Origin of the sequence: Bradyrhizobium ivorense (genome assembly GCF_900696085.1) — a bacterium.
Taxonomy (GTDB): Bacteria; Pseudomonadota; Alphaproteobacteria; order Rhizobiales; family Xanthobacteraceae; genus Bradyrhizobium; species Bradyrhizobium ivorense.
The window spans coordinates 187,549-212,387 of sequence record NZ_CAADFC020000028.1; the positions used below are offsets into that span (position 1 = coordinate 187,549).

The following is a 24,839-nucleotide window of genomic DNA, read 5'->3' on the forward strand; positions in this document are numbered from 1 at the left end:
ATGACACTCCTTTCCGTGTCGAAGCGTCCGGCGATCGATGCCGACTTGCGTGTCGCAGTGCCGCCGCGCCTCGTGATGATCAAGAAGGTAGGAGCGGCGAACAGCCACGCCATTAAATTCGCCATCAAGAATGCATGAAGCAGGCGGCATCCCGACAAGTTGAGGCAGTGCACCTGTGCAGTCGGATTTTGATGCGCCTCACCGTCGGTTCAAAAACAACGAGCGGGCCGGAACATGATTCCGGGCCCGCTCGTCGGACAATTCCGCTGAGCGATCGGCGCCCGGACCTTCAGTTGCTCGCATGCGAGCAGAATGCGGAACGGGCGCGCTGAGTCTGCGGTCAGTAGGCGCCCGCATAGGGCTCGCAGGGCACGTTGTCGCCGGTCCACGGCGCGGTCGCAAACGCGCCGACGCGCGGCGCCGGAACGCAGGCACGGCCATCGACCACGATGGGCGCATCCGACGCATCGACATCGGCCGCCATCACGGCGTGGTGGCGGTGAGCGACGTGGACCTCGCGAGCCATGACCGGCGTCGCCAGCATCGCTACCGCAATCATTCCGGTGGACAGCAGTTTGAGTGTGGTCATTGAATTTCTCCGTTGAAGACAGCAGCCCGCATCAAGGCGAGGCCCGTAGCAGCACGTAGGGGCGATGGCTGCGCAGCCCAACGCACGAGCGCCTCACGTCTCTTCAATGCCGTGTGAGTTCGTGCTGCATGAGCGGGATGGCGATCACGACATGCCGTGCGTGAAACGCCGCGTTGCCCGGCAAGTTGCTGCGGCAGTCCCGTGGGCGAATCCGGCAAGCGAGGATCGCGCTGCTCGCGCCGGGCAATGCCGAAGGCGGCTCTGCCCATCGCAGGGGCAGACGCGCGGGATGCGTCAAGCGGATCGCCGATGGTCGGGCGCTTCGATCCCGGCCTCCCCGGATGTCTGGCCAAGCCTTAGGCCGGTATCCGGGAGGTGTCGTCTAAAATCGATTTTCAGGCTGGGTCCGGGCGGTCCGCGAACGTCCGCCAAGCTCTCTAAACTGCTATTTAATGGCCGGTCGCCCGAAAGCGGGCTAGTTGTGCCGCCGGGATCCCGCCGCGCCTGACTGAGGCGGCGACCCCCGAAGCGGACGCGCTCTCGCCAGGTCGGCGGGCGGCGCGATCCGGCTCACGTCTCTCGCGGCGTCCTCGGGGCCTACCGGACTATGACTTTGCCAAGCAGCGCGCATATGCTGTCCTCCCCGGGACCGACATGCTCTGGAGTATTTGAGATCGAGCGAATGACAAAGGTTCTTCTGATAGAAGACGACGACGGAACGGCCGAGGAGGTTGTCGCTGAGCTGAGCGGGCTCGGGTTCGACGTCGAGCGGGCGGCGAACGGTATTGATGGTCTCGCCAAGGCGCGTGCGAACGACCCCGACGTCATGATCGTGGACCGCATGTTGCCTGGGATGGATGGCCTCAGCGTCATCGAGACGCTGCGAAAGGATCAGGTGGCGACGCCGGTCCTGGTGCTGAGCGCGCTCAGCGCCGTCGACGACCGGGTGCGCGGCTTGCGCAGCGGCGGAGACGATTATCTGACCAAGCCGTTCGCGGTCGTCGAACTGATCGCGCGCGTCGAGGCGCTGCTCCGCCGTCCGGTCGACAGCCGCGAGACGACGCTGCGGGTGGGGACGCTCGAGCTCGATCTGATCAAGCGCACGGCACGGCGAGGCGACCGCAGCATGGATCTCCTGCCGCGCGAATTTCGGCTGCTCGAATACATGATGCGGCGGAGCGATCAATTGCTGACGCGGGCGATGCTGCTCGAGGAGGTCTGGAACTACAAATTCGTGCCGGCCACGACCAATCTGGTCGATGTGCATATGGGCCGCTTGCGGCACAAGGTCGACGGTCCCGGCGAACCGCAGATGATTCATAATGTGCGCGGCTCCGGGTTCATCCTCAGAGCTCAGTCATAATCCTTCCGGTGCTCGACGTGCTCACGGCAGACATCAAGAGGGGTCCGGCGGGACCGATGCGCCAATTGCAGTTCATGCGCTCCAACACGTTCCGCTGGACCGCGGCGGTATCGGCGCTGTTTGCGCTGTTCGTGATCGTGCTGTTCGGATTCATCTACTGGAAGATCGATACTTACCTGATCGCGCGATCGGACCGCATGATCAGCGTGCAGATGAACTACATGGCGGAGCTGCCGCACGATCGCCGTATCCACGCCATTGAAAGTCATCTTGCGCAAGACTCCAGGCGGGTGCAGTTCGCCGGGTTGTTCGACCCGAGCGGCGGACGGCTTGCCGGAAATGTCGAAAGCGTGCCCGCCGGGTTCGCCCTTGACGGATCGGTGCAAGCCGCCAAAGTGGTGCGCATGGGCGCTGCGAATGACAGCGGCCCGACGATCCGGGCGGTGGGCAGGCGCCTCGATCATGGTGACGTTCTGTTCATCGGACGAAACGTCGACGAGACCCGGGAAATATCGAGCGTGGTCGGGGAGGCGCTTGCGCTCGGTCTCGTGCCGGCGCTCTGCCTCTGCCTGGTGGCGGGAGCCTGGCTGAGCTTGCGTGCGCAGCGGCGCGTCGAGAACGTCAACCAGCGGGTCCAGCGGATCGTCGCCGGTGACCTGCAGGAGCGCCTTCCGCATGATGGCGTCGACGATCCGTTCTCTCGGCTGGCCGTGATCGTGAACGGCATGCTCGATGAAATGGAGTCGATGATCACCGCGTTGGCGGGCGTCGGCAACGACATCGCCCACGACCTCCGGACCCCGCTGACGCGGGCCCGCCTGGCGCTGGAGCGGGGCCGCACCCACGCAACCACGCTGGAGCAGCTCCAGGAGGTCACGGACAAGGCCGTCGCCGGCATCGACCAGTCGCTTGCCATCGTCACCGCGCTGCTGCGGCTGACCGAGATCGAGAACAGCCGGCGTTCCGCGGGCTTCGGCAACGTCGCCCTGCATGAGATCCTGCGCGAGATCTGCGACGTTTACGAGCCGATCGCCGAGGACAAGCAGATCGCGCTCGGCGTCGATATCGACCGCAAGCTCCACGTTTGGGGCGACCGCGATCTGCTGTTCGAGGCTGTCGCCAATCTCGTCGACAATGCCATCAAGTTCACCCCGCCCGGCGGCAAGGTGAACCTCGCTCTGTTGCGCGGCGAGAACGCATCGATCGTGCACGTGACCGACACCGGACCCGGGATCGGCGAGCAGGAGCGCGAGGCGGTGCTGCGGCGCTTCTACCGCTCCGACAAGATGCGCCACACGCCCGGCGTCGGGCTCGGGCTGAGCCTGGTCGCCGCGATCGTCAAGCTGCATGGTTTCCGCCTCGTGGTTCAACCCGGTCCCGGCGGCCGCTTCGATATCGTGTGCGCTGATCGGCAGAGCAGCTGAGGCATGGCGAGATCAGGCCGTACCTGGCGGGCCGCGATCCATCCACCATCCATCGGGCAAGACCCTGGACGAACCAGTCCGCCGGCCGATCGAGACCTGGCTGAAGGCCGGGAACTCATCAGCAACTAAAATGGACGTGAGACGTTCTCCAAATCGGGCTACTTTCTAGAACTGGGAGAGTCCGATGCGTAGGAAAATCCTGATCACATTAGCGGCAATTACGGCCGTGGCGTTTGCACCGACGGCGGCTTCCGCGCGGGGAGGCTTCGGCGGCGGTGGCTTTCATCGCGGTGGTTTCCACGGCGGATTTGGTGGCGGCGGCTGGCGCGGAGGCGGGTTTGGAGCGGCCGCTGTTGGGGTTGGGATAGGTCTCGGCCTGGCAGGTGCCTACGCCTCCTACGGTTACCCCTACGAATACGGCTACCCGTACGCATACGGTTACGACTACGGTTACCCCTATGCCTACGGCTACCCGTACCGCGCCAGTTACGGCTACTGCGTCGCAACAGCCAGTCAGCAGGAGGCCGCCTGCTATTAGCGGCCGGCCGACGGCTCACGCCCGATTGGCGTTGTGATCAATCACTGAGAGCCGAGCGAACAACCATCGTGCTCGGTTGGAGCACCCTCGAATCCGTAGGTTCTGCGGTCGTAAACTCGGGTCGACTGGCCGCGACCATGCTGCATGGCTGGAGAAAGGACAGCTAGCGAGCGGAGGACCGGAGATCCATCGCTAAGGTCAAAAAATGCCTGGAGGAAAAGCGAAACCATTTCGAACTCTTACGGGTTGCATCGGCTAGGAGAATTGCCAGTGAAGCGGATCCTGAAACCGGTCACTTATGTTCTGGCCACTCTGTATTTTTTGGTGGATGCGGCTTTCATGGCCATCGCCAAGCCGATCTCGGGCTGGCTTGCAAGGCACGTCGTGTTGAGGCGATTGCGCGTGTGGATCAGGTCGTTGCGGCCCTACCCGTCGCTGGCGCTGTTTTCGGTACCCGTGATCATTCTGGAACCGGTCAAACCCGTGGCGGCTTATCTGGCTGCCACTGGTCAGATGGTCAGTAGCGTTGTGACATTGATCGTCGGTGAACTTCTCAAGCTTGTGCTGGTCGAGCGTCTATTCAGCCTCACCCGGGACAAGCTTATGAAGATTCCAGCGTTTCTCTGGGCGTACACAAAATTCCGCGAAGCCAAGGCATGGCTGGAAGCCACCGAGGCTTGGCAAGCCATTCGTGCAATAAGCAAGGCCGCCCGCCAGTATGTGAGTGAGATGAAAAAATCCGCTGCGGTGGCGTTTCGGCGGTCTTGAACACGACGGTTAGGCGCCAATCCGAGGGGCCTTCGATCTCGGCGAGAATGGCGCAGATAGCAATCCCTCGAATCTCGCCGTCCGCCGATACGAAAGCAATACTCGTGTCTCGAAGTTATATTGCGCCAAATACGAAACCCATGAGCAACAGCGCCAGCAGAACGGCTGCTCCCGCCATCATCTGTAGCACTTTGCCCGTTGCTCGCAGCTTTGCGAATTGGTTCACGAATCAGCCCGGGAACTGGGGATGAATAAGCGATGCAATCATCATCGCGGCAATCAGCAACGCGGGCGCGCAACTGACTGCAGCAGCCAACCAGAACTCCGCGTCGCGAAAAGTACCGTAACCGCCTTGCATAGATGGCTCTCCAATAAGCCATTTGATCAACGGACAGGTTCGAACGACGTTCCAACCGATGGGGTTCCCTGCCGCTACAGCCGACATTGCGATGGCGAAGGGAACCTTCGGTCGCGGGCCAGCGGCGTACCCGTGCCGCGCGGCAAGTCGCGCCCTAACAATCAGCCGGTCGATGCGGACGAGCACGGCTCATTCGGGCAACCCGGCTTTGCGAAAACCCTCGATCATCAGCTTCGCATTGATTGATAGCCGGCTCCGAGCGATCCACGCCGATATCGTGAAAGCAGGGTCGAGCTCGAGCACACCGGCTGCCGCTTCACGGGCTTCAGCGTCCCGTCCGAGATGGGCGAACGCGGACGCGAGGCAGCGGTATGCTCCTGGATAGGAAGGGTTCTGACGCAGGGCTTTCTTCCCGGCAACAATGGCCTCGTCAAAGCGACGAAGCTCGATCAAGGCAAATCCCATCCCGGTCAGCGCTGTGAATTGTAGCGGGTCCACCGGGCTCATTCGCATCGCGCGTTCAAGGCTCCGGATCGCTTCCTCCGGCTGCCCCACAATGTTGTAGACCCAGCCTCTGCGGTTCCATGTGTTGTATGAATTTGGGTTGAGCGCGACCGCTCGATCGGCCATCTCGATCTCGGCCTCACAATCGCCGAGCAGAAGAGCCGAGATTAATGCGGCAGTTGCCAACGTGCCCGGATCATGATCGTCGAGGCTCAATGCCTGGCGCATAAGCCGAACGGCTTCCTTGCGTTCGAATTGTGGGTCGATCGCATAGCTCCTCAGCACGTTTTCCAAATGACAGGCACCTGCCAAAGCTGCCGCAGCAGCAAATCCAGGGTCAAGCTCCAAGGCGCGCTGGACCAGTCGGAGTGCCTCGGCCAAACTTTCGCGGGTCGATCGGACGGCTTGCTGTATTGCCCGGAGATAAAGATCATACGCGGTGAGGTCTTCCGGTCGCCGCCGCGACGCCAGTGCAATTTCGGCTTGAACCAACCTGGGCTGAATCGCCGAGACAATGGCGAGCGTGACGTCGTCCTGCAGCGCGAAAATGTCGGTCATGTCGCGCTCGAATCTGTCCGCCCAGATGTGTGTGCCCGTAGCGGCTTCGATCAACCGGCCGGTGATGCGAACTTTCCCCGACGCCTTGCGCACCTCCCCCTCGAGGACATAGCGCACGCCGAGCCTGCGCCCGACTTCCTTGATGTCGACCGCTTTGCCCTTGAAGGTGAAACTCGAATTGCGCGCGATCACGAACAACGATTTGAACCGCGAAAGCGCGGTCGTGATCTCCTCAACCATCCCGTCCGCAAAGTACTCCTGCTCGGGATCGCCGGACATGTTCGCGAACGGCAGTACGGCGATGGAGGGCCTGTCGGGTACCGCAGGGGCGCTCTCGGGCGGATCGCCCGGATTTGGACCTGCAGCCTCCGGCGCCTCCTGCACCTGTCCGACGAAACGGAATCCCTTGCGTCGTAACGTCTTGATCAGTCGCTGTTCCTCGCCGGAATCGCCGATTGCGCTTCGGGCGGTATTCAGCCGGGTCGTCAGTGCGGCATCCGAAACGCTGCGCCCGTTCCAAACGGCATCGATGAGGTCGTCTTTGCTGACGACGCGCTCCCTGTTGCGGATCAGATAATCGAGCAGATCGAACACCTGCGGTGCGATGCGGACGACGTTCGCCCCGCGATACAACTCGCGCCGGTCAGGGTCGAATGCATAATCCTCGAAGAGATAGCGCAAGCTGCGAATCCCGTTGGATGAGAGCCCCGATCACCGGGTAACGCTTTGGGCTGGCTGGAAATCGCAAGCATAAGCTGCGGGTGAGGGAAATGTAAGCCGCTGGCGCCTGGCCTGAATTGCATCCGCCCGGCCGGCCTGAATTCCTCCCGCTGTGCTGCGGGCGAGGAGATGCACGATTTCGGAATTTTGGAAAATTACCCCTGACTTGCCCGACGTGTCAAGCGCCTTGTCGAGCGCCGGCGGCCGCCGGCTACTTTGCATGGGGTTGTTTTTCGGCATTTGGGGGCAGCGCCAGCTGCGGCGGGAGTTCTGCGACGTCACCCGCGCCGATCCGGCGCGGGTCTTGTGCTTCGAGGGAGTTGGCCGCCTAGAGCTTGCCGGCGGCGAACCGGTCGAGGGCGTCGGCAACGCCCTTGCCGTAGGCCGGATCGGCCTTGCTGCAGTTGGCCACATGGCGCTCCTGGATGTGCCGGGCCGCCTTGCCGACCTGGCGCGCGGTGTTGTCGAACAACGCCTGCTTCTGCGCGGCATTCATCTTGCGGAACAGGTCGCCCGGCTGCTGCCAATGATCGTCGTCCACACGATGATCCCAATGCGCAGCGGCGCCGGTGATCTCGAGCGGCGGCTCGTTCATCTGCGGCTGGTCGGTCCATTCGCCGTGGCTGTTCGGCCAGTAGCTCAAGGTGGCGCCCAGATTGCCGTCGGTGCGCATCGCGCCGTCGCGGTGAAAGCTGTGGAACGGGCATTTCGGCGCGTTGATCGGGATCTGGTGATGGTTGACACCGAGCCGGTAGCGCTGCGCGTCGCCATAGGAGAACAGCCGGGCCTGCAGCATCTTGTCGGGCGAATAGCCGATGCCGGGCACGACATTGGCCGGCGTGAACGCCGCCTGCTCGGTCTCGGCGAAGAAGTTCTCGGGATTGCGGTTGAGCTCGAAGGTGCCGACCTCGATCAGGGGATAATCCGCCTTCGGCCAGACCTTCGTTAGATCGAACGGGTTGAACGGAAAAGCCGTCGCCTGTTGGTCCGTCATCACTTGGATGAACAGCGTCCAGCGCGGGAAGTCACCGCGTTCGATGCTCTCAAACAGGTCGCGCTGGTGGCTCTCGCGGTCCTTGCCGACCAGCGCCTCGGCCTCGGCGTCGGTCAGGTTCTCGACGCCCTGCTGGGTGCGGAAATGGAATTTCACCCAAACGCGCTCGTTGCTGGCGTTGATCAGGCTGTAGGTGTGGCTGCCGAAGCCGTGCTGGTGACGGAAGCTCTTCGGGATGCCGCGCTCGCTCATGACGATGGTGACCTGGTGCAGCGCCTCCGGCAGCAGCGTCCAGAAATCCCAGTTCATGTCGGCATCGCGCATCCCGGTGCGCGGGTGCCGCTTGATGGCGTGGTTGAGGTCGATGAAGCGCAAGGGATCGCGGAAGAAGAACACCGGGGTGTTGTTGCCGACGACGTCCCAATTACCTTCATCGGTGTAGAATTTGAGCGCGTAGCCGCGGATGTCGCGCTCCGCATCGGCCGCGCCGCGCTCGCCGGCGACCGTCGAGAACCGCGCGAACATCGGCGTCTGCTTGCCGATCTTCGAAAAGATGCTGGCCTTGGTGTAACGCGTGATGTCGTGGGTGACGGTGAAGGTGCCGTGGGCGCCGGCGCCCTTGGCGTGCATGCGTCGCTCCGGAATCACTTCGCGGTGGAAGTGCGCCAGCTTCTCGATCAGCCAGACATCCTGCAGCAGCGCCGGCCCGCGCGGCCCCGCGGTCAGGATGTTGACGTTGTCGGTCACCGGCGCGCCGGAGGCGTGCGTCATAAACGGCGGTTTGGTCTTGGCAGTCATTCGAGACTCCTGGTTTGCTTGTTGATGGGCAGCACTTCGCTGTCCGGCGCCGCAGGGCGATGCCGGTAAAACCTCTGGCCTTGTTGTCTGGGTTACGACTTACGGTCGCGCTGGCAGAGACGACCTTGTCACTTCGGCTTCGATCGGAGAATGACAAAGGTACTATGCGATTGAGAGGCAGTGCCTCTTAATCTCGGTGGTTGGTGCATGGGCTTCCTCCGCGCTGTTCGAGGTGACAACTAAAGAGCTTGGCGCCGGGCAACAACGCGAGAGGTCCGTCGATCCTGGCCAAAGGTCCGTCGATCCCGGCCACCGCCACGTCCAGGCTCCGTCAAACCGGACAATGCCGATTGATGGATCAGGTCCGAGGTCCTATCTGCTTTCATCAATGATGCCTATCAATCGAGGACCTTGCGGCATGAACCTGAGCGGGATGTCTCTCCGCGACTTGGAATACGTGGTCGCCATCGCGGACCACGGCAGTTTTGTCCGGGCTGCCGAGCATTGCCGTGTCGCCCAGCCATCGCTGTCAGCGCAGGTCCGCAAGCTCGAGGCCTGGCTCGGGATCGCGATCTTCGAGCGCACGACGCGGCGCGTGATCGTGACGACGGAGGGACGTGCCTTCGTCGAACAAGCCCGCCGGGTCCTCGCCGAAGCACGGCGTCTGCTGACGATGGCCCAGCACGCCGATGAGCCATTCGGCGGCTCGTTGCGCCTGGCGGCGATCTCAACGCTCGGCCCGTACCTCTTCCCGCGAATCCTGCAGGGGCTGCGGCGGCGCTATCCCAAGCTCGGCCTCATTCTGAGTGAGGGGCTGACGAGTGAACTCGTGTCGAAGCTGATCGATGGCGATCTCGACGCCGTGCTACTGTCCTTGCCGCTGAATGATCCTGCGCTGGCAACGGTCGCATTGTTCTCGGAGCCGTTCCTGCTCGCCTGTCCCAAGGGCCATCCTGCGTCGAGGAAGAGTGGGCCGACCTGGGAAGGGCTCGACGCCCAGGACCGCCTGCTGCTGGAGGAGGGGCACTGCCTCCGCGAGCAGGCGCTGGCCGGCTGCTCCGCCCCGGACCGCAGCAATCGCCTCGCTACCAGTCTGGAAACGCTGAAATACATGGTTGCCGCCGGAGAGGGCTGCACGCTGGTCCCGGCGCTTGCCGTCTCCGAGCGCGATGCGGTGGTCTATTCACGGCTGCGCGGCACGAACTACTCACGCAAGGTCGGGCTCGCCTGGCGCCGCAGCGATCCGCGCGGATCGGAATTTTCGACGCTAGCGGAGCGGCTGAGGCAGATCGCGAGCGCGTTCGACATCGACGTCGACGTGACCTGACGGCGCTTGCGGTCACCGGGCCGCGAACGGGTTGTTCGCGGCCGTCCGGTTCATCGTCGCGCAGGGCGGGCTCAGGACTTAGGCATCAAGCCAGGCGCGTTATGCGGCCATTTGGCGATCGTGGCCTCGTCGACATTGAGATGCTGGGCCACGAGCTTCGGCGGCGTGTGCGTGAGCCAGTTGGACAGCGAGACCTCCTGGTAATGCGCGGTGCGGAATACGCCGATGAATTGCAGATCGGTATCGCCGACGTTTTCGACGTAGTGGCCGAGATTGCGCCTGACATAGCCGATGTCACCGGCGTTGAAATCGGTCGTCAGCGCCTTGGGGCCGGTATCGAACACGGTCATGCGCGCCTTGCCCTTGATGTAGTATTGCCACTCGTCGGCATTGGGGTGCCAGTGCATCTCGCGCACGCCGCCGGGCCGCACCGTGACCAGTGCGGCCGCGACGTTGGTGGACGCCATGAAGCTGGTGCTGTCGGCGACCTGGATGGTCCCGGTCTCCGACGACTTGACCGGACGCGATGAGCCGAGCGGGAAGATGAAGGGATGCGTCGCGACCGGCGCGTCCTGCTGGACGGCTGCGCGATCGGCGGCGAGATCGCCGGGCACGGTGCCCTGGAAGATCCACAGATCGTGCAGCGGGATCTTGGCGAAACTCTCCGCCGGGACGCCGAAATTCTTGGCCAGCACTTCCGGCGGGGTGTGGGCGAACCAGTCGGTGACGAGCAGGGTGTTGAACTCGTCGGCATGGCCGTCGTCGAAGCAGATCACGAATTCGCAGCCATCCGGGCCGAGGCCCTGCAACGAATGCGGCGCGCCGGCGGGGAAGTACCAGAGATCGCCCTGCTTGACGTCGGCGACGTAGGGGTGGCCCTCGGCGTCGAGAACCGTGACGCGGCAGCTGCCATAGGTCATGATCGCCCACTCGGCGGCCTGGTGCCAGTGCAGCTCGCGGATGCCGCCGGCCGTCAGCCGCATGTTGACGCCGGAGATCTCCTTCGCGATCGCGAAGTCTTCGACGGTGACCTGACGCGCCCATCCGCCGTTCTGGATTCGCTTCGGCGCGTTGTTGAACGAGGCCCATGTCGTCGGCATGCCGCCGACGTCGGTGGCGGGCGGCGATTGCGCCGACGGAAACTGGTTGCCGAGCGCCGGGTTCTGCGGACCCGGATCGCGGAGATTTCCGGGGCCCTTCGCATTGATCGCGCCCTCGGCCGGCTGGTCGGGATTGCCGAATGAGTTGGCCTTGGCAGCGGACACCGTCATCGCAGCACCGACCGCCGATGCGGCCAGCAGGTTCCGTCTCGAAATCATGATCATGCTCCAAAGCAAAGGTGCAGGGGTTGCCGACTGCGGCTTCCCTACAAGCTAGGCTAGCATCGGACAGGCCCAACCCTGAAACGGCGTTTGGCTTTCCAGAATGCACTGCGGCGTTTGCGCGGATATCGACGCGCGGCCATCAGGCGTTTTCGAAAAGAATCGTCCGAACAGGGACCTAGCTGATCAGACATCGGTATCCGCGGAGGCGCACGCGATGTCAGAACGCAAAGCAATTCGTCCCTATCATCACCCGGCGGGGGGATGGGGCGCGCTCAAGGCCCTCAGCACGCACCTGATCGAGCAGGGCATCCCCGTGAAGGGAGCCGCGACGCTCGGCTGCATGAACCAGCCCGAAGGGTTTGACTGCCCGGGTTGCGCCTGGCCGGATCCGAAACATACCTCGTCATTCGAGTTCTGCGAGAACGGCGCCAAGGCGGTGGCCTGGGAGGCGACCGCCAAGCGCTGCACGCCCGAGTTCTTCGCCGCGCACACCGTGACCGAATTGTCTGGCTGGTCCGACTACCAGCTCGAAATGGTCGGCCGCCTCACGCATCCGATGGTCTATGACGCGGCCACCGACCGCTACCTTCCGGTCAGCTGGAGCAAGGCGTTCTCGATCGTCGGCCGCCATCTCAAGGTGCTGCCGGATCCGAACATGGCGGAGTTCTATACCTCCGGCAGAACCTCGAACGAGGCTGCCTTCCTCTACCAGCTGTTTGTGCGCGAATACGGCACCAACAACTTTCCCGATTGCTCCAACATGTGCCACGAGGCCACCAGCGTCGGCCTGCCGCAATCGATCGGCGTCGGCAAGGGAACGGTGCTGCTGGAGGATTTCGACAAGGCCGATTGCATCTTCATCTTCGGCCAGAACCCGGGCACCAACAGCCCGCGCATGATGACCAATCTGCGCGATGCCGCGCGGCGCGGCGCGCCGATCATCTCGTTCAACCCGTTTCGCGAACGTGCGCTGGAGCGGTTTCAGGCGCCGCAGAGCCCGGTCGAAATGGCCACCTTCGGCTCGACGCAGATCAGCTCGCAGCTCTATCAGGTGCGGGTCGGCGGCGATGTCGCCGTCATCAAGGGCATCATGAAGGTTCTGGTCGAGCGTGACGCTGCGGCGCGCGCGCTCGAGGAGCCGGCGGTGCTGGACTGGGATTTCATTCGCGGCCACACGGTCGGCCTGGAGGCCCTCGCGGAGGACCTGAAGGCGACGCAGTGGCGCGATATCGAACAGTGCTCGGGCCTCAGCCGTGAGGACATCGAGCATGCCGCGCATATCTACATGCGCGCCGAGCGCGCCATCATCGTCTACGGCATGGGCATCACCCAGCACCGGCGTGGCGCGCAGAACGTCCAGCAACTGGCGAACCTCGCTCTGCTGCGCGGCCACATCGGGCGCGAGGGCGCCGGCATCTGTCCGGTCCGCGGCCATTCCAACGTTCAGGGCGACCGCACCGTCGGCATCACCGAAACGCCCGCGGCCGACTTTCTCGACCGCCTCGAGCGCCGCTTCGGCTTCAAGCCGCCGCGCGCGCATGGTCATAACGTCGTCACCGCCCTCGAGGCGATGATCCGCGGCGAGGTGAGGGTGTTCGTTGCGATGGGCGGCAACTTCGCCGCCGCCATTCCCGACTGGCAGCGGACGCGGCAGGCGCTCAGGAATCTCGATCTCACCGTCCACGTCTCGACCAAGCTGAATCGCAGTCACCTGATCCACGGCCGCGATGCCCTGATCCTGCCCTGCCTCGGCCGCACCGAGGTGGATGTGCAGGCGAGTGGGCCGCAATCCATCACCGTGGAAGATTCCATGTCGATGGTCCATGCATCGGCCGGCCGCAATCCGCCGGCTTCCGAACATTTGCTGAGCGAACCGGCGATCGTCGCCGGCATGGCGCGGGCGACGCTCGGGCAGCGCTCGGTGGTCGATTGGGACGAACTCGTCGCGGATTACGATCGCATTCGCGACGCCATCGAGGACGTGTTCCCGATATTCCAGGCGTACAACGCGCGCGTTCGCGCGCCCGGCGGCTTCCACCTTGTCTCGACCGCGCGCGAACGGATCTGGGCCACGGCTAGCGGCAAGGCCAACTTCCTGGTGTTCGACGGTCTCGGCGAGGATCGGAGCGACACGCATCCCGAGACGCTCCGGCTGAGCACCATCCGCAGCCACGATCAGTACAACACGACGCTCTACTCGCTGTCCGACCGTTATCGCGGCGTCTATGGCCAGCGCGACATCGTGTTTCTGAACCAGCACGAATTGGAGAAGCGCGGCCTTGCGGACGGCGACAGGGTGGATCTGGTGACGGCATCGACCGACGGCCTCGAACGGCGCGTGCGCAATTTCCGCGTGGTCAGCTATTCGTTCCCGGACGGTTGCTGTGCCGCCTACTATCCGGAGGCCAATCCGCTGGTGCCGCTCTACGCCCACGATCCCGTCAGCTTCACCCCGTCGTCCAAGGGCATCCCGGTCCGAATCGAGCGCGCTACCGCGAACGACGCATCCGGCGACCGCCGGCAATCCGGGGAATGAAACGGATGCAAGCCAGCAAGAATTCGATCCTCAGAGATGATCCGCAAGTTGCGGTTCAATCCGGATCTGCGCCGGCGCCGGGCCCATCATGCGCCGATGCCGCGGCGTGCATCCCGTGAACCGCTTGAAGACGGTGGTGAAATGGGCCTGGGTCTGGAAGCCGACCGCGAGCGCGATTTCCAGCAAGGTCATCGCGGGATCCTGCATCAACTCCTCCGCCCGCCGCACCCGCGCGCGCAGCAGAAACTCATGCGGCCGTAGGCCCGTTGCGGCCCGGAATTGCGAGGCGAAGTGCATCCGGCTCAACCCTGCGACCGCAGCCAGATCGAGCAGCGTAATCCGCGACGCGATGTGACGATCGACATAGTCGACGACCCGCTTGAGCCGCCATTTCTGCAAGGCCTGGACTCGCCGGTCGCTGGTCTCGGCTGCGCCTGATGCAGGGGCGCGCCAGGCGCGCGGGTTGAACTGTATGATCGCGGGCGCCGGCTGACGGGCTTCGGCTCGCTGCTGATCATCATGAACGGCAAGCCGGAACGCCTGAAACAACGGCCGGATGACATCGCCGCGCGGCTGCATCGGCGAGCTATCGGCGATAATGGCGCCGGCTGCGGCCTGGTTGCCGCATGAAGAGGATTGTGTGCACGTCTCGCCCGACATCAGAGTTGCTCCCACTGGACAATACTGTTTCGTTGCTCAAGGCCGATCCAGGTCATCCGCCCCTGCGATCCCACCATGCCGCTTGCCGCGAGATCGCCAAATCACTGCCGTTTCCAACATGGCAAACAGGCGGGATAGGCTCAATTAAATAGGGATTTAGGGTTCGGCGCGGCACGAATTCGGTGAAATGGAAGGCTGCCTTCGGTGGAATGGAAGGCTGCCGCCGTCTAAACGCGAATTCAGATTTCTTAATTTCTATTTAGTGGGCTCACCGCAACGCGCAGACCTACAGTCTTGGGGCCGGACCTCAAATGTGGGAGCAGCAGATGCAGAGCCAGAGCGTAGTCATGACTGCCAGCGTCGTTGGTGCGACAGGGCCTCAATCGGCGGATTTCTTCAACAGCTATTCCGCGGCCATCAGGCGCTTCGACCTGCTGGAAGCCGGTCGCGAGCAGCAGCTCGCGCGCAATTGGCAGGAACGTCGCGACAGGCGCGCAACGGACGAACTGATCACGAGCCATCTTCGCCTCGCTGCAAAGATAGCGCGGCAATACAAGGGGTACGGCCTTCCGATCGCCGACCTGATCGCCGAAGCGAACCTCGGTCTGGTGATCGCCGCGGGACGTTTCGAACCCGGGCGCGGCTCGCGCTTCTCGAGCTATGCTATGTGGTGGATCAAGGCCACCATCCATGATTACATCCTGCGGTCCTGGTCGCTGGTGAAGATCGGCACAACCGCGGCCCAGAAGAAGCTGTTCTTCCGGCTTCGCAGCGAGATGAGAGCCCTCACGGGTCGGGGAGCCGCGCTCACGCCGGAAGCAGCCCAGACCATCGCAGAGCGGCTCGATGTCACCGCGCGCGATGTGGTCGAAATGGATACCCGACTGCACGGCGACCTGTCGCTGAATGTCAGGTTCGGCGACGAGGATCAGTCCATGGAATGGGAAGCGATGCTCCCCGACGGGTCGCCGGACTCCGAGACGGTCGTTGCCGAGTATGACGAAGCGGCGCAGCGATCGAAGGCGCTTCATGCCGCTCTCGATGTGTTGACCGCGCGTGAGCGGCGCGTGTTCGAGGCGCGGCGGCTCGTGGAGCAGCCATTGACGCTCGAAGAGCTGGGGAGCGAGTTGTCGCTTTCGAGCGAGCGGGTGCGCCAGATCGAGACCAGTGCATTCGCCAAGGTGAAACGCGCCACGATTTCCGCTGCAACGGAGCGTTTCCAGGCGCGGCCGGAGCTGTGCTGACGGCAAGACGCGGGGCTCGAGCATGATGCTCACCCGTGCTTGAGCAAGTGAGCAGCGTCGATCACGGCCGCTCGACGCCGAAATGACGGCAGGACGAATAACAGCTTCGTCATGCCAGGTCGCAAGCTCTGAATTCGTTTTTACTTGAGCAGGACGGCCCCCGGCAGCATGTCAAGGGAGCTCCGCTCAACCGCGTGCCGTCAGGAATTGAGGAATGGGAATTGTCCGTTTCGCGCTACGATTTCCGCACACGTTCTATGTCGTTGCGGCGCTGATCCTGTTCCTCGGCGGCGCCGCGCTCTGGTCGATGCCGACGGATGTCTTTCCCGAAATTCGTATCCCGGTCGTGACCGTGATCTGGCAATACACCGGCCTCTCTACGCCGGAGATGGAACAGCGCGTCAGCACCTACAGCCAATATTCGATCAGCTCCAATGTCAGCGGCATCAAGAATATGGAGGTGCAGACCCTTAACGGTCTGTCGGTGCAGAAGATCTACTTCCAGCCCGACGTCAACCTCGACCTCGCCATTGCCCAGATCGTCTCGGCCACGAACTCGATCCGATCTTTATTGCCGCCGGGCATTCAGCCGCCGATCGTCGTGCAGTTCAACGCGTCCAGCGTTCCGGTGCTGCAGCTCAGCCTGAAGTCCGACAAACTGAACGAGCAGCAGCTCTATGATTTCGGCATCTATCGTGTTCGCCAGCAGCTCGCACCGGTGCCCGGCGTCACGCTGCCGACGCCGGCCGGCGGCAAGTATCGCCAGATCATGGTCGACATCGATCCCGACAAGCTCTTGGCTCGCGGGCTGACGCCGCTCGACATCGTCAACGCGGTCAACACGCAGAACCTGACGCTCCCTTCCGGCACCGCGAAGATGGGCGATCTGCAGTATACCGTCCGCACCAATGCGACGCCGTCATCGATCGACGATCTCAACAATATCCCGGTCAAGTTCGCCAATGGCGCGACCGTTCTGCTCAAGGACGTGGCACAGGTGCGGGACGGATCGATGGTGCAGCAGAACATCGTCCGCGAGGACGGCCGGCGTTCGGTCCTGCTCAGCATCATCAAGAACGGCAACGCGTCGACGCTGGCCGTGGTCAACGGGGTCAAGAAGGCGCTGACCGCGGTGCGCGCCGCCGCCCCGGCGGGGCTCAAGATCACCGAGTTGTTCGATCAGTCGGTGTTCGTGACCAACTCGGTGAACGGCGTGCTCCGCGAGGGCGCCATCGCCGCCGGACTGACCGCTATGATGATCCTGCTGTTCCTGGGATCGTGGCGGTCGACGCTGGTGGTCATGATCTCGATCCCGCTGGCCATCCTGTCCTCGCTCGTCGTGCTCTACTTCCTCGGCGAGACGCTGAACACGATGACGCTGGGCGGCCTCGCTCTGGCGGTCGGCATCCTGGTCGACGACTCGACCGTGACGATCGAGAATACCCATCGGCTGTGGACCGAGGAGGGGATGTCGCTGGCGGACGCCACGTTGCACGGCGCGGCCGAGATCGCGGTGCCGACCCTGGTGTCGACGCTTGCCATCAGCTGCGTGTTTACATCCGTGGTGTTTCTCGAGGGACCCGCCAAGTACCTGTTCACACCGCTCGGGTTCGCCGTGGTGTTCGCGATGCTCGCCTCCTACGGCCTGTCCAGAACCCTGACGCCGATCACCATCGGACTGCTCCTCAAAAGCGAACGCCCTCACGCCCACGGCGAGGTCCCGGTTGGCCTGTTCGGGCGAATCTCCGCGGCGTTCGAGCGCGGTTTCGACCGGCTGCGCGGCGGCTACGCCACGCTGCTGGCCCTGCTGCTGCGACGCAAGGCGATCGTGCCGATCGCTGCATCGCTGATCCTTGGCCTCGGTGTGACGATGCTGAGCCTGGTGGGGCGGGACTTCTTCCCGCTGATCGACGGCGGGCAGATCCAGCTTCACGTCCGTGCGCCGGCGGGGACTCGGATCGAGAGCACGGAGGCGATCTTTCAGAAGGTCGAAGACAAGATCCGCGAGGTAATTCCGGAAAAGGATCGTGCGCTCATCGTCGACAATATCGGGCTGCCGGCGCGGGCCTACAATCTGGCCTTCGCGGACGGCTCGACGATCGGGGTCAATGACGGTGTCATCCTGGTCTCGCTCAAGGACGGCCACAAGCCGACCGCCGACTACATCAAGACGCTGCGTCAGGTGCTGCCGCAGACCTTTCCCGAGGACACCTTCTACTTCCAGGCGGCGGATATCGTCACGCAAATCCTCAACTTCGGCCTGCCGGCGCAGATCGACGTCCGCACCGTCGGCTACGGGACCAACAATTTGTCGGTGGCGCAGCAGCTCCGGAAGCGGCTCAGCGCCATTCCCGGAATCGTCGATGCCCATCTCCAGCAGGAGGTCGACGGCCCGGATTTCTTTGCCGACATCGACCGGACCCGCGCGGCCCAGCTCGGCCTCAACGCAAGCACGGTGGCGACCAATGTCAATGTCAGCCTCAGCTCGTCGGTGCAGGTGTCGCCGAACTTCTGGACCGACCCTGCCTCTGGAATCCCGTACTACCTCGCGGTGCAGACGCCCGAGTACAAGGTCAACTCGCTGAACGCGCTGGCCAATACGCCGGTATCCACCTCGCTCGCGGCCAGCGGTCAGACCGTCCCCGGCATGCTCAGCAATGTCGCGACCTTCAAGCGCGACACGGTGCCGACCAACGCCAACCAGAGCAACATCCAGCCGGTGTTCGACGTCTACGCCAGCGTGCAGGGCCGCGACCTCGGCGGCGTCGCCGCCGACATCCAGAAGGTCACGACCGAGCTGCAGAAGAGCCTGAAGCCGGGCAATTCGATCCAGGTCGTCGGCCAGATCCAGAGCATGAACGAGTCCTTCCGCGATCTCGGCATCGGCCTCGTGTTCGCGGCGGTGTTTGTCTATCTCCTGATGGTCGTGAACTATCAGAGTTTTGGCGATCCCTTCGTGGTGATCCTGGCGCTGCCGGCGACGCTCTGCGGCATCGTCACCATGCTGTTCATCACCGGCACGACGCTGAACGTGCCGTCGCTGATGGGGGCGATCATGTCGGTCGGTGTCGCCTCCGCCAATTCGATCCTGCTGGTGACGTTCGCGCGCGAGCAGCAGCTGAAGGGACACTCGGCCTTCGAGGCGGCACTGAGCGCCGGCCACACCCGGATTCGTCCGGTGCTGATGACGGCCGCGGCGATGATCGTTGGCATGATCCCGATGGCGATCGGCGGCGCTGGCGAGGAGCAGAACGCGGCGCTGGCACGGGCCGTGATCGGCGGATTGCTGTTCGCAACGCCGACGACATTGCTCGTCGTGCCCTATTTGTTTGCCATGCTGCGCAAGGGCAATGACGGCAAGCCGCACCATGGTGTATTCGAGGAAGAGCAGCAATGACCGAGATCGAGCTACGACCTGACGACATCACGCAGGTGCCTGATCGGGAGTCCGACTCCGGCGCGCCGTTGTTGCGGACGGAAGGAGAGCCGCCACGCCGATATGGCGGACCGGTGCTCGGCGCGACCGTGCTGTTGCTGCTCGCCGCCGGCCTGGGTGCCGGCGGCTGGCGTCACTACGAGGCCGGACGCGCGGTCGCCGCCACGGCCCGGGAGGCGCGTGACATGGTGCCGGAGGTGCGGGTCGCCACCGTCCGCGCCAGCGCCAGCAAGATGCAGGTCAGCCTGCCGGCCACCACGGCGGCGTTCGAGGCCGCCAACATTTTTGCCCGGACCAGCGGCTATATCGAGAAGCGCTACGTCGACATCGGCGATCACGTCAAGGCGGGGCAACTGCTCGCCGAAATCGTTGCACCCGAGGTCGATCATCAGATCGCCGAGGCGCAGGCCGCGCTGGCGCAGAGCCAGGGGACCCTGCACCAGACGCAGGCCAGCCGCGAGCTCGCCGAAGTGACCAATGCGCGCGACAGCAAGCTGGTCAAGCAGGGATGGTTAACCGCACAGCAGGGCGACAACGATCGCTTGACGCTGCGGGCACAGCAGGCCGCGGAGGGCGCGGCGCTGTCCAACATTGCGGTCCAGGAGGCCCAGATCAAGGTGCTCGAGCAGCAGAAGGCCTACCAGCGCGTGGTGGCGCCGTTCGACGGCGTGATCACCCAGCGCAATGTCGATAATGGCAGCCTGGTGCAGTCCGGATCGACCTTCATGTTCACGCTGATGCGTGCCAACGTGATCCGCACCCAGGTGTTCGTGCCGCAGGACGAGGCGTTCGGCGTGGCGCCGGGCGTCGACGCCGTCGTGCGTGTGCCCGAAATCCCCGACCGGACGTTTCCGGGCAAGGTGACGCGCATCGCGACCGCGCTGCAGCCCGGCAGCCGGACCTTGCTGACCGAGATCGACGTGCCCAATCCGGACGGCGCGCTGCAGCCGGGCATCTATTGCACCGTCGAGCTGTTCATCCCGCAGAGGACGCCGTCGATGATCGTGCCGGCCGACGCCGTCGTGTTCGATGCGAACGGACTGCATGTGGCGGTGGTTCGCGACGGCCATGTTCATCTGCAGAAGATTTCGATCGCGCGTGATTTCGGCACCGAGGTCGAGGTGCATGATGGCGTCAAGCCGGGCGACCAGGTGATTCTCAACCCGATGCTGAATCTGGCTGAGAACAGCAGGGTTGCTGTCGGCAAGCCGCAGACGACCTAGAGCATGATCCGGAAAAATGTGAAGCGGTTTTCCCTCGCGACAAACGCGGAACGCGTTTGCGCGGAGATCATGCTCGAACAAAGAGCTAAGGCGCGATGGTGATTCAACCTAATCTCATCGCGCTTTAGGCCGCGGCCGATGCGTGGCCGCGCGGTGAATGCCTCGCCGGCCATCACGATCACCGCGCATTGAGCGGCCGTGACCAGGGTTGCATTTGGATCCGTCATGCCAGTGCGCACCTCTCCTGCAGAGCCAAGTGTTCTTGGCCTGTCATCTGCAAGGGAGAAGTGTGATGACGACATTCAAGCTGTTGTCTGCAGGGCTGATCGTTGCCGCCGCTTTTGCGGCGCCGGTCAGCGCCCGCGAAAACTGTGCAGCCGCGCGCGGCATTGCGGCGCGGACCGCTAACGGCCTCTCCGCGGTGGAGCGCTGCTTCGGCGGACGTCTCTGGATTCCCGCACCGTCCGTGAGCGCGCATTCCGAAGCGCCGACCGATCAGCCGGGCGGAGTCTGCGACCATGGCGATGACGCTCAGATTTGCTGAGAGCTCCGGCATCCCGCTTCAAGACAACTCAACATGTGGAGTGTGAAGCATGAAAGGTCTCTCTGTTCTCTGCGTCGTCGCCAGCCTCGCCCTGTCGGGCACGGCCGCGTTTGCCCGAGGGGGCATGGGCGGCATGGGATCACATATGTCGATGGGCGGTGCGCTGGGGACCAGCGCGGCGAGGCCGGGAACGAATTCTCTGGGCACGGCGCTGCCAGGATCCGATTTCGGCAACGGCCATCCGATGAAAGGGCCGCCGCTCGGCACCAACCCCGCGATCGATCGGGACGACGCGCGGCTGCAAAAGATGCTCGAGGGATCGATCTGCCGCGGTTGCTGAGCAACCCGGCAAGCCCGGCATGCGGTCTTGACATCCGGTCCTGGCATCCGGCCGTCAGATAATACCGCATCACGAGCCTGCGTGATGATGGCCGCATGCCAGCTGTCCCACGGCGCTGATGGACTCGCGCCATGGAATGGACGCATATCTCCCGATCAGATGCATTCGCCCCGGCGGTCAGTGCCGAGGGCGTGAATGCTGAAATCGGAGAATGAGCGTGATGATCGACAATGACGGCGCAAAACAGGGCGGCAGCGTTTCCGTTCGCAACGACTGGAGCCGCGCCGAGGCGGAGCGCCTTTACGAGCTGCCGTTCTCCGACCTGGTGTTTCGTGCCCAGACCATCCATCGCGCCAACTTCGATCCCAATCGTGTCGAGACCGCGAGCCTGCTCAGCATCAAGACCGGCGGCTGCCCGGAGGATTGCGGCTATTGCTCGCAGAGCGCCCATTACGACACCGGCCTGAAGGCGACGCGCCTGATGGACCAGGCGGACGTGATCGCGACCGCCCGGCGCGCCAGGGACGCCGGCGCCGAGCGCTTCTGCATGGCCGCAGCGTGGCGCAATCCCAGGGATCGCGATCTCGACCAGGTCTGCGAGATGGTCAGCGCGGTCAAGGGTCTGGGCATGGAGACCTGCGTGACGCTCGGCATGCTGACGCCGGCCCAGGCCGGCCGGCTGCGCGACGCTGGGCTCGATTTCTACAATCACAACGTCGATACCTCGCCGGAGTATTACGACCAGATCATCACCACGCGCACGCTGCAGGATCGCATCGATACGCTGAGCCATGTGCGCGCGGCCGGCATCAAGGTCTGCTGCGGCGGCATCATCGGCATGGGTGAGCAGGTCACCGACCGGCTCGGCATGCTGGTGCTCTTGGCCAATATGCCGGTCCATCCGGAGAGCGTGCCGATCAACCTCTGGAACCGGGTCGAGGGCGTGCCCGTGAACGAGACGGCGAAGCGGCCGGATCCGATCGCGGTCGCGCGCCTGGTCGCGGTCGCCCGCATCATGATGCCGCAGAGCGTGGTGCGGCTGTCCGCCGGGCGGCAATACATGACCGACGAATTGCAGGCGCTCTGCTTCCTCGCCGGCGCCAATTCGATCTTCATCGGCGACGTGCTGCTCACCACCCGCAACCCGCAGCGCGACCGCGACGCCGACCTGCTCGATCGGCTCGGGATCAAGTCGAGCCTGGAGCGGACGGAGCGAGACGCTCCGGTGAGCGAAACGGAACGCGTTGCTCGCGCTGGATAGCCTTGTGTTGAAGCGAGAGCTGGTCTCCTTTCGCCTCTCCCCGCCTGCGGGGAGAGGCCGGAACGCATCGCCAGATGCGTTCCGGGTGAGGGGGAGTCTCCGCGAATCCGACTGCCGCCATTGATGCGGAGGCAGCCCCTCACCCCAACCCTCTCCCCGTGAAGAACGGGGAGAGGGGGCGCAGTCCCATCGCGGTTTCTATCAGGACGCCGCAGCCAGCGGCGGTGAGACCACCTGCGGCGCCTCCGCTTGCCTGGCCGGCGTCGCCAGCTCGAAACGGATGCCGTGCAGGGACACGGTCAGCGGAATCCCGCGAAAATCGTCATGGAAGGCGCGAACGCGGCGCGCCAGCTCGGCGGCGCCGATCCCGGCGGGGAGGTCGCACATGTCGCGGTACATCTGCCGGGTGCTCTTGATCCCGCACCAGGCGATCGGCAGCTCGGCCAGCGGCGCGCCATCGCAGGCGAGCTCGCGCGACATCCGCCAGAACAGATGCGCCAGCCGCACATAGGCGATCTGCTCGAGCCCGCGCACGCCGATCTTGTCGGGGATGATGAACGACTCGACCCCGACGATCGGGCCGGAATCGACCCGTTCCGCCATCAGATGAGCAATCGCGCCAAACGTCCGGGCGCCGTCATAGAGTGCGAAATGCGCCGGCGCCCAGCCGGGATATTGCGGCGGGCCGGGATGGAAATTGTAGGCGCCGTGGCCGAGCGCGGCGAGGATGCGGCCCGGCACGATCACGCTGGTGGTGAACGCCAGCAGGCGGGCCTCGCGCAGCAGCTCGGGCTCGATCGCAGCGAGGTCCTCGGCGGTCACCGCGCTGCGGAACGCCAGCGCCGGATTGTGCGCCTTCAGCAATTCGGTGAGCGCGAATTGCTGGCTGGCGACACCAGTGAGAAGGATAATGGTCTTCATGATGGATGTCCTTCTCCTGTTCGACAATCAGCCGCGCTGGCCGGCCATGACGACGACGCTTCCAGCATCGCCGGATTGTCCCACGGTGCGGAACAGATCGGCCGGCAGCGCCTGCCATGGCGCAATCTCGATGATCCGGTTGTTGGCACTCCGTGCCGCCGACTTTGCGGCGCGGATGTCGTCCTGCCAGGGGCAGAGCGCAAGCTCGAGCCGGCCGAACCCGCCGCAGTCGGCGGCGAATGCGCGCGTCACCGCCTCGATGCTGTCGGCCATCTCGCGCGCATCACTGGTGGCGATGTCGCGCATGATCACGGTGATCGCATCGTCAGATGCAATCTCCGAGTTGAGCACAATCATGGCGTCGCGGCCGCCGCTGCGGCTGGCGCGCCGTGCGGCGCGCATCGCGACGGCGAATTCGCCGTCGGGCCCGAGATCGCTCCCGTCCGCGGGCAGGCTGTGAACGATCGTGGTGTGCCGGGGCGTGCCGACGTCCTCGGCCGGCGCATGATAGGAGCGCGGCAGCCAGACGGTGTCGAGCGGCAGTTGCGACGACGTCAGGCTCCAGGCCTGATCGAGCAGATAGCCTTCCCAGACCGTCGGATAGGCTGACGCGATGTGGTGCCAGTTGCGCAGCAGCGCCTCCGCTGCAGTGGAGCGGCCGAGATACAGCGTGCGCGCCGACATCTCCCATCGGTTCCACTTGTGGAGCGCGACGTCGCAATCGAGCCGCAGTGGCAGCAGCGGCGGCTCGCTGAGCATGGCGTCGGCCTCGACGAAGAGCAGCGGCTCGCGGTGCTTGTGCCACATCTTCTGAATGAATGCGGTCTTCTCGGCCGCACCCATCCGCTCGCCATCCGCGGTATCGATCGGCGTTACATCGCAGGCGATTTCGAACTCGGCCAGCCCATCGCGAAGCCGGCGCGCAAAATCGTCGCCGCGGGCACGGGGATAGCAAGATACCACGCGCAGCGGCGCATCGGCCTGGCAGTCGTCGTCAGGCGCGATCGCGCGCCAGTTGATCCCGCCCCACCACATCTCATGCGGGCCATCGAGGCTCGGCCCGATCGTGCCGAAGTCGGTCAGCTTGGACTTGAGGAAATCGAAGGCCGGATTCTCGCCGAACGGGACAACGACGGCGCAGTCGGCGCGCAGCGACCGATAGAGTGTTTCGGCGGCGGGACCGCTCGGCGGTTCGACGACGATGATGACGCCGTTGTCCCGGACCAGAGTCGAGCCGTCCTGATGAAGGCCCACAGGTCCGAGCCTCTGCGCCAGCCACGTCAGCCGCCGGCGCTGGGCCGCGTTCATCCGGATGCCGTTCGTCGACAGCAGATGGTCGAGATCCGTCCGCAAGCTGTCCGCTTGCGCCATGTCAGCCGATGTCATGCCCGCTCTGCCCCTCGTTAAC

At 64.2% G+C, this 24,839-nt stretch carries 22 protein-coding genes; 13 read left to right on the forward strand and 9 right to left on the reverse strand.

Features of this window, described 5'->3' with window-relative positions; translation table 11 throughout:
• Entirely contained in the window at window positions 1–138 is a 138-nt protein-coding gene (locus tag CI41S_RS43815; RefSeq protein ID WP_172628268.1) for a hypothetical protein, read from the forward strand.
• A gap of 202 nt (window positions 139–340) precedes the next feature.
• On the opposite strand, the gene CI41S_RS32035 is transcribed toward CI41S_RS43815, so the two are convergent.
• Window positions 341–589, reverse strand: a complete 249-nt coding sequence (locus CI41S_RS32035; RefSeq protein WP_139863099.1) for a hypothetical protein — start codon at window positions 587–589, stop codon at window positions 341–343.
• A 682-nt stretch (window positions 590–1,271) separates the two neighbouring features.
• On the opposite strand from CI41S_RS32035, the gene CI41S_RS32040 reads away from it, so the two are divergent.
• From CI41S_RS32040 to CI41S_RS32055, 4 genes are all read left to right on the forward strand, one after another.
• Window positions 1,272–1,952, forward strand: a complete 681-nt coding sequence (locus CI41S_RS32040; RefSeq protein ID WP_139863100.1) for a response regulator transcription factor — start codon at window positions 1,272–1,274, stop codon at window positions 1,950–1,952.
• Between the two features lie 56 nt (window positions 1,953–2,008).
• Window positions 2,009–3,376: a sensor histidine kinase gene (locus CI41S_RS32045; protein WP_139863101.1), complete on the forward strand. Its 1,368-nt coding sequence runs from the start codon at window positions 2,009–2,011 to the stop codon at window positions 3,374–3,376.
• Window positions 3,377–3,560: 184 nt separating this feature from the next.
• Window positions 3,561–3,914: a hypothetical protein gene (locus CI41S_RS32050; protein WP_139863102.1), complete on the forward strand. Its 354-nt coding sequence runs from the start codon at window positions 3,561–3,563 to the stop codon at window positions 3,912–3,914.
• A 270-nt stretch (window positions 3,915–4,184) separates the two neighbouring features.
• Window positions 4,185–4,682, forward strand: coding sequence for a hypothetical protein (locus CI41S_RS32055; protein ID WP_139863103.1), 498 nt, complete (start codon window positions 4,185–4,187; stop codon window positions 4,680–4,682).
• Between the two features lie 229 nt (window positions 4,683–4,911).
• On the opposite strand, the gene CI41S_RS45080 is transcribed toward CI41S_RS32055, so the two are convergent.
• From CI41S_RS45080 to CI41S_RS32065, 3 genes are all read right to left on the reverse strand, one after another.
• Window positions 4,912–5,040 (reverse strand): hypothetical protein, encoded by a 129-nt coding sequence (locus CI41S_RS45080; RefSeq protein WP_283813150.1) that lies wholly within the window; start codon window positions 5,038–5,040, stop codon window positions 4,912–4,914.
• Between the two features lie 189 nt (window positions 5,041–5,229).
• A complete protein-coding gene (locus CI41S_RS32060; RefSeq protein ID WP_139863104.1) occupies window positions 5,230–6,783 on the reverse strand; it encodes a winged helix-turn-helix domain-containing tetratricopeptide repeat protein in 1,554 nt (517 codons plus the stop codon).
• Between the two features lie 367 nt (window positions 6,784–7,150).
• Entirely contained in the window at window positions 7,151–8,614 is a 1,464-nt protein-coding gene (locus tag CI41S_RS32065) for a catalase (RefSeq protein ID WP_139863105.1), read from the reverse strand.
• A gap of 418 nt (window positions 8,615–9,032) precedes the next feature.
• Here CI41S_RS32065 and CI41S_RS32070 point away from each other — a divergent pair, with 418 nt between their 5' ends.
• Complete coding sequence (locus tag CI41S_RS32070) at window positions 9,033–9,941, forward strand: LysR substrate-binding domain-containing protein (protein WP_139863106.1); 909 nt, start codon at window positions 9,033–9,035, stop codon at window positions 9,939–9,941.
• 71 nt (window positions 9,942–10,012) lie between these two features.
• Here the strand turns inward: CI41S_RS32070 and CI41S_RS32075 are convergent, their stop codons facing one another.
• Window positions 10,013–11,260, reverse strand: coding sequence for a cupin domain-containing protein (locus CI41S_RS32075; protein ID WP_139863107.1), 1,248 nt, complete (start codon window positions 11,258–11,260; stop codon window positions 10,013–10,015).
• A 220-nt stretch (window positions 11,261–11,480) separates the two neighbouring features.
• Here CI41S_RS32075 and CI41S_RS32080 point away from each other — a divergent pair, with 220 nt between their 5' ends.
• Window positions 11,481–13,802 (forward strand): FdhF/YdeP family oxidoreductase, encoded by a 2,322-nt coding sequence (locus CI41S_RS32080; RefSeq protein ID WP_139863108.1) that lies wholly within the window; start codon window positions 11,481–11,483, stop codon window positions 13,800–13,802.
• A gap of 30 nt (window positions 13,803–13,832) precedes the next feature.
• Here CI41S_RS32080 and CI41S_RS45220 read toward each other — a convergent pair whose 3' ends face one another.
• On the reverse strand, window positions 13,833–14,462 hold the full coding sequence (locus CI41S_RS45220) for a helix-turn-helix domain-containing protein (RefSeq protein WP_172628270.1): 630 nt from the start codon (window positions 14,460–14,462) through the stop codon (window positions 13,833–13,835).
• A gap of 347 nt (window positions 14,463–14,809) precedes the next feature.
• Between CI41S_RS45220 and rpoH the strand changes: the two genes are divergently transcribed.
• The 3 genes from rpoH to CI41S_RS32100 all read left to right on the forward strand — a co-directional run bounded on the left by rpoH (window position 14,810) and on the right by CI41S_RS32100 (window position 20,365).
• Complete coding sequence (rpoH, locus tag CI41S_RS32090; protein ID WP_172628271.1) at window positions 14,810–15,706, forward strand: RNA polymerase sigma factor RpoH; 897 nt, start codon at window positions 14,810–14,812, stop codon at window positions 15,704–15,706.
• A 214-nt stretch (window positions 15,707–15,920) separates the two neighbouring features.
• The gene (locus tag CI41S_RS32095; RefSeq protein ID WP_139863110.1) at window positions 15,921–19,103 is read left to right on the forward strand and encodes an efflux RND transporter permease subunit; all 3,183 of its coding nucleotides are present in this window, start codon (window positions 15,921–15,923) and stop codon (window positions 19,101–19,103) included.
• Window positions 19,100–20,365 (forward strand): efflux RND transporter periplasmic adaptor subunit, encoded by a 1,266-nt coding sequence (locus tag CI41S_RS32100; RefSeq protein WP_139863111.1) that lies wholly within the window; start codon window positions 19,100–19,102, stop codon window positions 20,363–20,365. The genes CI41S_RS32095 and CI41S_RS32100 overlap by 4 nt, the downstream gene beginning before the upstream one ends.
• Here CI41S_RS32100 and CI41S_RS32105 read toward each other — a convergent pair.
• Window positions 20,362–20,592 carry a hypothetical protein gene (locus tag CI41S_RS32105; RefSeq protein ID WP_139863112.1) on the reverse strand — a complete coding sequence of 77 codons (231 nt, stop codon included), beginning with the start codon at window positions 20,590–20,592 and terminating at the stop codon, window positions 20,362–20,364. The two genes, CI41S_RS32100 and CI41S_RS32105, sit on opposite strands and share 4 nt — an antisense overlap.
• A gap of 65 nt (window positions 20,593–20,657) precedes the next feature.
• Here CI41S_RS32105 and CI41S_RS32110 point away from each other — a divergent pair, with 65 nt between their 5' ends.
• The 3 genes from CI41S_RS32110 to bioB all read left to right on the forward strand — a co-directional run bounded on the left by CI41S_RS32110 (window position 20,658) and on the right by bioB (window position 22,510).
• On the forward strand, window positions 20,658–20,909 hold the full coding sequence (locus tag CI41S_RS32110; RefSeq protein ID WP_139863113.1) for a hypothetical protein: 252 nt from the start codon (window positions 20,658–20,660) through the stop codon (window positions 20,907–20,909).
• 49 nt (window positions 20,910–20,958) lie between these two features.
• On the forward strand, window positions 20,959–21,249 hold the full coding sequence (locus CI41S_RS32115) for a hypothetical protein (RefSeq protein ID WP_139863114.1): 291 nt from the start codon (window positions 20,959–20,961) through the stop codon (window positions 21,247–21,249).
• A 211-nt stretch (window positions 21,250–21,460) separates the two neighbouring features.
• Window positions 21,461–22,510 carry a biotin synthase BioB gene (bioB, locus tag CI41S_RS32120; protein ID WP_139863115.1) on the forward strand — a complete coding sequence of 350 codons (1,050 nt, stop codon included), beginning with the start codon at window positions 21,461–21,463 and terminating at the stop codon, window positions 22,508–22,510.
• 201 nt (window positions 22,511–22,711) lie between these two features.
• Here bioB and CI41S_RS32125 read toward each other — a convergent pair whose 3' ends face one another.
• Together CI41S_RS32125 and CI41S_RS32130 are read right to left on the reverse strand one after the other, a co-directional pair.
• Window positions 22,712–23,434 (reverse strand): formyltransferase family protein, encoded by a 723-nt coding sequence (locus CI41S_RS32125; RefSeq protein WP_139863553.1) that lies wholly within the window; start codon window positions 23,432–23,434, stop codon window positions 22,712–22,714.
• A gap of 24 nt (window positions 23,435–23,458) precedes the next feature.
• Window positions 23,459–24,817, reverse strand: coding sequence for a hypothetical protein (locus CI41S_RS32130; protein ID WP_139863116.1), 1,359 nt, complete (start codon window positions 24,815–24,817; stop codon window positions 23,459–23,461).
• Between the last annotated feature and the right edge of the window lie 22 nt (window positions 24,818–24,839).